At 67.6% G+C, this 5,511-nt stretch carries 3 protein-coding genes; 2 read left to right on the top strand and 1 reads right to left on the bottom strand.

What is annotated here, in order from left to right; genetic code table 11:
- Positions 1–150: 150 nt before the first annotated feature.
- Together ACZ4XX_RS24530 and ACZ4XX_RS24525 are read left to right on the top strand one after the other, a co-directional pair.
- Positions 151–687: a hypothetical protein gene (locus tag ACZ4XX_RS24530; protein WP_468510015.1), complete on the top strand. Its 537-nt coding sequence runs from the start codon at positions 151–153 to the stop codon at positions 685–687.
- A 337-nt stretch (positions 688–1,024) separates the two neighbouring features.
- Complete coding sequence (locus ACZ4XX_RS24525) at positions 1,025–1,879, top strand: hypothetical protein (protein WP_468510085.1); 855 nt, start codon at positions 1,025–1,027, stop codon at positions 1,877–1,879.
- 663 nt (positions 1,880–2,542) lie between these two features.
- Here ACZ4XX_RS24525 and ACZ4XX_RS24520 read toward each other — a convergent pair.
- Positions 2,543–4,948 (bottom strand): helicase associated domain-containing protein, encoded by a 2,406-nt coding sequence (locus ACZ4XX_RS24520; protein WP_468510014.1) that lies wholly within the window; start codon positions 4,946–4,948, stop codon positions 2,543–2,545.
- Positions 4,949–5,511: the final 563 nt, after the last annotated feature.

Raw genomic sequence — 5,511 nt, 5'->3', positions numbered from 1 at the left:
TTTTCCTTCCTTCTTGTGGGGGTGGGGGGGGGGGGGCGGGGGGGGGAGGGGAGATCATTCCTGCCCGCGGCAGGAGGTGTGGTGCTTTCGTTTTGCCCCCCCCCCCACCGCTGTCCGATCGCACACCTGCACATTGTTAAGGACTCGACCATGCTCCCCATCGACAAAATCCGGGCACTCCTGAGAGAACACGACGATCCGGACCACCTGGAACGTCCCTTGGGCTTCGACATGGTCATCGCTGGGAGGCGTTTCGCCCGACTCGTAGGCGCACTTGAGGAACGTTTCGGGCCGACTTGCTCGAGTGGCCTCAACCAGGACACCAGCCACTACGGGGGGATCACGATCCCCACGGAGGTGACCGGTCTCGAACGACCGATGTGGGTGCTTCTCAGCAACTTTGGCAGCTTCGTTACGGCCGGCACAGGCGGTGAGGGCATGCCCGGGTCCGAGCAGGGCCTCACCGAGGAGTTCCTGACCTGGATCGACGGCATCTGCACCGAGGCGGACTGCGTATTCGTCCCCGTCGAGCTGCTCCTGGAGCCGTACGACGGCAAGTCCGTCCTCGAGCAAATGTACACGGAACGGCTGCTCGCGGCCTTGGCGGTAGAGCACGGCTGGGACGACGAGGATGAGGACGAGGCCTTGCCTCCAGTCTGGTTCGACCGATACTTCCAGTTCATGTGACCTGACGGCCAACCTCTTGGTGTGCCCGTCCTCGAGAGCATCGGCGTCTTTCCGTCGCCCGGTCCCGCAGCACGCGGGGCCGGGCGGCTGCGTTTGACCGTCCGTACCGGCCAGAGGAGTCCTTGACGGCGTTGCGGGGGCCGACGGTGCGTCGTCTGCTGGCGCTGCGCGCCGAGCGGCGGCTGTCTCGGGAGCATATGCGCGTTGCCGGGGAGTGCCTGGGCGTGTCGGAGCGGACGGTGTGGCGATGGCTGGCTGAGCCCTCCGGTCGCCCCGGGCCGCGCTCCGTCCCGGGGAACGCAGTAGCGACCGGTTCGAGATCACCAGGGAGATCCGGGTGTTCCTGGCGTACTGGCATGGCAACGCTTCCGCCGTCCAACGCCAGTTGGTGGCCCGGGCCGAGACCGGCCAGGACGGCTGTGATGGCCAGCCGACGCCGGCGCCTGAATCCGCAGCTTTTCCCGCGGGCGCCCCGCTGGCTGCGGTGCCGTTGCTGACCCCGATGCCGTCGCTATCGACGTTCTTGCGTGCGGTGCGGCGTGATCTCACCGCGGGGGAGCGGGCCGGTCTCGCTGCGGGACGGGACGCGGCACGCGCGCACGATGTCTTCGGTAAACGGGAGGCCTCCTGGCGCAATCACGTGTTGGAGACCGATCACGTCCAGGCACCCCTGCTGGTCGATGCCGACCTGGTGCGCCCGTGGGTGACCTGGTTCATCGACACGGCCACCAAAGTCATCACCGGCACCGCAGTCACTCCCGGCGTTCCTTCCCGCGCCTCCGCGCTGGCCGCGCTGCGCGCCGCAGTGCTGCGTGAGGATCCTTACGGCCTGGCAGGAGGGACACCGGAGCAGGTGCGAGTGGACCGGGGCAAGGACTTCCTGTCCACCGCCGTCACTGCCGCGTTCGGCACGATGGGCGTGACGGTGAAGGACCTTCCCGCCTACAGCCCTCATCTCAAGGGCACGGTGGAAAACCTCAACCAGGCTGTCGACCGGATGCTCTTCGCGGCCCTGCCCGGCTACACCCTCACCACCGCCAAGCCCCGCTCCGCCCGGCGAAGCAAAGGCCCGGGCCACAGACCGGAGACCTCCGATGCCATGTCGTTTCACAACTTCACAGCGAAGGTGCTGGCCTGGACCCACTGGTGGAACACCGAGCACCGTCCCAAGACGCTGTCCGGCCGGACGTGACGGAGCCGCCCTTCCTGGTCAGGGCGAGCCACACGCCAGGGGAGGTGGTGTGGTTGTTCAGCAACCACACGCGCAGCGCCGCGCTGTCGGCAACGATCAACTCATCCAGCTCGGTTCCGCTCACCACCACAGGTTAGTGCCGCAACCCGGTGCTGCGACCTGGCTCGGTGACTCGTCGAGCCCGCAGCGTCGGTGCCGGACCGGCTCGCCCTCACCGAAGCCACCGTGCAGAACGGCTGCCCGCACATCGCCCCCGGCGCCGTCCGCCAGGTGTGGTCCGGATAGGGGTGAGCGCCCGCCTCTCGGGGGGATGTAGGCGGGCGCTCACCGGGCATTCCCCTGACCGGGCCGGTCCGGATGCAGGCCGGACCTTCCGGATCCAGGAGAGGTGAGCGAGAAGCTGGCGCACGTGGTGGCGAACCTGCAGGGCCCGGACAGTAGCCGGATCGGCGCGGCCGGAGCTCTGCTCGCGCCTGCGGGGCACACCGCTTGCGGCCGTGGGCGCGCTGCTGTGGACGTCCGGTGGCTGAGCATGCTCCGTGTACGGGACCGCGTCCGTGTGCAGGCGGTGGACAGCGGCAGCGACGCTGAGTCCCGGGTGGTGGCGACGGTGATGCTCAAGACCCCGGGTCGCGCGCAGCGCCCAGGGCTGCCCGACAGGTGTCAGGCCGCGGCCCATTCGAGTCCGAGGCTGACGAGGGCGGTGAGTTTGTCGGCGGTGAGCTTCTTCCTGCGGGTCTTCTGGTTCATGATCCACACTCCGAGTCGAACCTCTGTGCCGTCTTCCAGCCGCTCGACGTGGGCTCTGGGGACGGTCACGGACCCCGTACGAGCCTTGTATTGCGCCAGGGCCGCGACTCCTCGTTCGAAGGCGTTCACGGGTGCCATGGAGGGCTCCATGGCTTCTGTCTCTGCCTGAGCGGGCTTCAAGGCCGGGGTGTGGGGGAGGACGCCGACAGCTTCCAGGCGTTCGCGTTGTCCTTCCGTCAGGGCGGCCCACACCTCGGGCCGGCGTTGCTTGGTGAGCCATTTCCCGATGTTCATGCCGTGGACGGTGACGCCGGGTTCGATGTACCCGAGGATGGTCTCCTCGGCGAGCATTTCCCGTACGACGGCGTAGTGGCGTTGCCACTGGGCCGGCCACGTCGGGTTCCAGTCCGCGTCCACGGTCTCCAGCGCGGTCTTCCATTCCGGGTGCCCGTCCAGGGCGCCGGGCCGGCGGAGGTTGGACAGCCATTGTCCGACCGGCCGGTCCAGCATCACCACGGTCCGGGGCGCGCACAGCGTCCAGTACTCCTCGTAGTACGCCTTCGCGGCCGCCAGGTTTTCCTGGAAGCGTTCATCGGCGACCGACCACACCATGCCGAGCTCCTCCAGCCGGCGGGCCCGCAGACCACTCATCTCCCCGGCCCCGTACGCGCGCCGCTGCTCAGCAACCCACTGCCCAAGGGGAGTTGCCCCCTCCCGGTACCCGTAGGGCACCCGGGCGCTCCCCTCGCGCTCGACGTACGCCTTCAGCTTCGCCCAGCCGCGCGCCCAGTCCTGGCGTTCGGTGTCGATCACGTTGAACGACACCCAGTCGGCGACCATCACAGGATCCCTCGGAGCGGCGAAACGCAGCAGCAGACGGGATTCACCCTCACCTTCCCCAGGCGGAGGACCAATATTCACAGACGGCTGCGCCCAGCTCTTCTGCGGCTCCTGTGGAATCGCCAGCAATTCCACAGCCTCCTCGTCATGAGCGCGCAACCCCTCAAGAACTCTCACCAGAGGCCGGTACGACCCCGACGTGAACATGTCCTCCGGCTTCTCACCCGGCTGGAGAAAAACAGGCACGATCAACGAAGCAAGCTTTCCCTCACCGGGCTTTTGACGCAGCGCGCGTCCGATGGCCTGCACGATGTCATGCGGCGCGCCCTTGGGGTCCAGCAGCGCCACACAGTCCACGGCCCGGATGTCCACGCCCTCACCCAGAACCCTGCAGTTCGACAGCACAGCCCGCTGCGCCGTGGTCCCGAACCCGGCCAGGACCTCCCGCCGCCGCTCCGCGGCATGCTCGCCACACAGCCAGTCCGCCCAGACCCGCCCCGGATACTCCTCCGGCCGGTCCGCGTGCAGCTTCGCCGCCACACGCCCCAAACCCTCCGCGTACGCCTGCGCCTCCATCGTCCGGTGATGGAACGTGATGCACGACGACAGGTTGTGCTGCGCCATGGTGTGCAGCAACGCGGCCTGGAGCGCACCCAGGCGCTCCCCGCGCACCTTCTCGCTGTGCCGCTCCTCGCCCATCAGCCGCTCCGGCGTGACGACCGGGTCCTGAAGTTCCAGGACGATGATCTGGTACCGCGCCAGCAGCCCACGCGACACAGCCGACGCCAGGCTGAGCTTGTACAGAACCGGCCCGAACACAGCCTCGTCGTCCATAGAGGCCGCCAACCCCCGCGGCAACGGATCACGCACCCCCTCCGCCACCGCACGATCCAGCCGCTCCTCCCAGATCCGCGGCGTCGCCGTCAGATACAGCCGGCGGTACGACGGGATCACGCCCTGATCGTGGACGTCGGCCCACGCCTTACCCATCGAGCCGGAAGTCCTGTGCGCCTCATCCACCACCGTGAGGTCCATCGGAGCCAACCGCTGCCCGTAGATACCCTCGAACGCCTCCGCCAGGACCCCAAGCGAGGCGTACGTCCCGAACACGACCACAGGCCCAGAGCCGTGCCACAGAGCCAGCTGCACAGGATTCGTCGTGGAGCGCACCCTGAGGCTCCACAGCTCCGGGTCATCAGTGAGACTGCACACCGCAACCGCCGGCCCCGCATGCCCAGCCCCACGCCACGCCCGCACGGTCTGCGTCAGAAGATCCAGCGTCGGCACCAGCACGAGAACGCGACCCTGGGGCACGAGCCGCTTGGCCGACGCCGCCGCAATGATGGTCTTCCCCGTCCCGCACGCGGCGTGCACCTGCCCACGCAGGCCGTCGACGGGAATACCGCCCGGCGGAACATCGAGACCACGCACAATGGCAGCAACAGCCTCGATCTGGTGGGCACGCAGTTTCACGGCCATTCCCGTTTTCTCCTCTTCGCGGAATGTGGCGCGCAACCAGAAAGAAAGTCCGGCACGGCGAGTGGTGGGCCAGGGTAGTGGTGTCTATCCCAGACTCTACACAGCTAGCATCTGTGATGCATCACCCACGCCAGAACCGCACCCCCAGGGCGATACGTGACTCCATCTCACCCACTAACGGCCGGTTTCCCTGTATGCCGACAGGGCCACGATGGGCCTGCAGTCTGTCGCCAGAGTGGGGGAGAAGCCCGGGTGGAGCGCAGCGGAGCCCGTCACTACGGTGAGGCCGACACCCCGTCAGGCCGATGGCCCGTCACTCTCCTTGCGGGAATAGTGATTGAGAATCCCAGACCCTACACAGGGCCCGCACGCGATACACCCACCCCTCGCAGCCAGCCAAGTGATCGCGCTTGCGCGATCACCCACAATTCGCGCTTGCGCGAATTGCGTCGCTTTAAATTCCGTAAACGGAATTCCATTCCGGCGCAAGCGCCGGAATTCGAATTGCGCTTGCGCAATTCGCGCTCTATGCCCCGGCTTGCCGGGGCATATCCCGCTCCGCG

The sequence above is a fragment of the Streptomyces sp. NPDC029956 genome (assembly GCF_055574655.1).
Note: the sequence above shows the minus strand (reverse complement) of the source record. Positions and strands in the feature narration are given on the sequence as shown.

Bases quoted from the DNA above. Each gene is read 5' to 3' on its own strand.
- ACZ4XX_RS24530 (WP_468510015.1), top strand. From the start codon at position 151: ATGCTCCCCATCGACAAAATCCGGGCACTCCTGAGAGAACACGACGAT.
- ACZ4XX_RS24520 (WP_468510014.1), bottom strand. From the start codon at position 4,948: ATGGCCGTGAAACTGCGTGCCCACCAGATCGAGGCTGTTGCTGCCATT.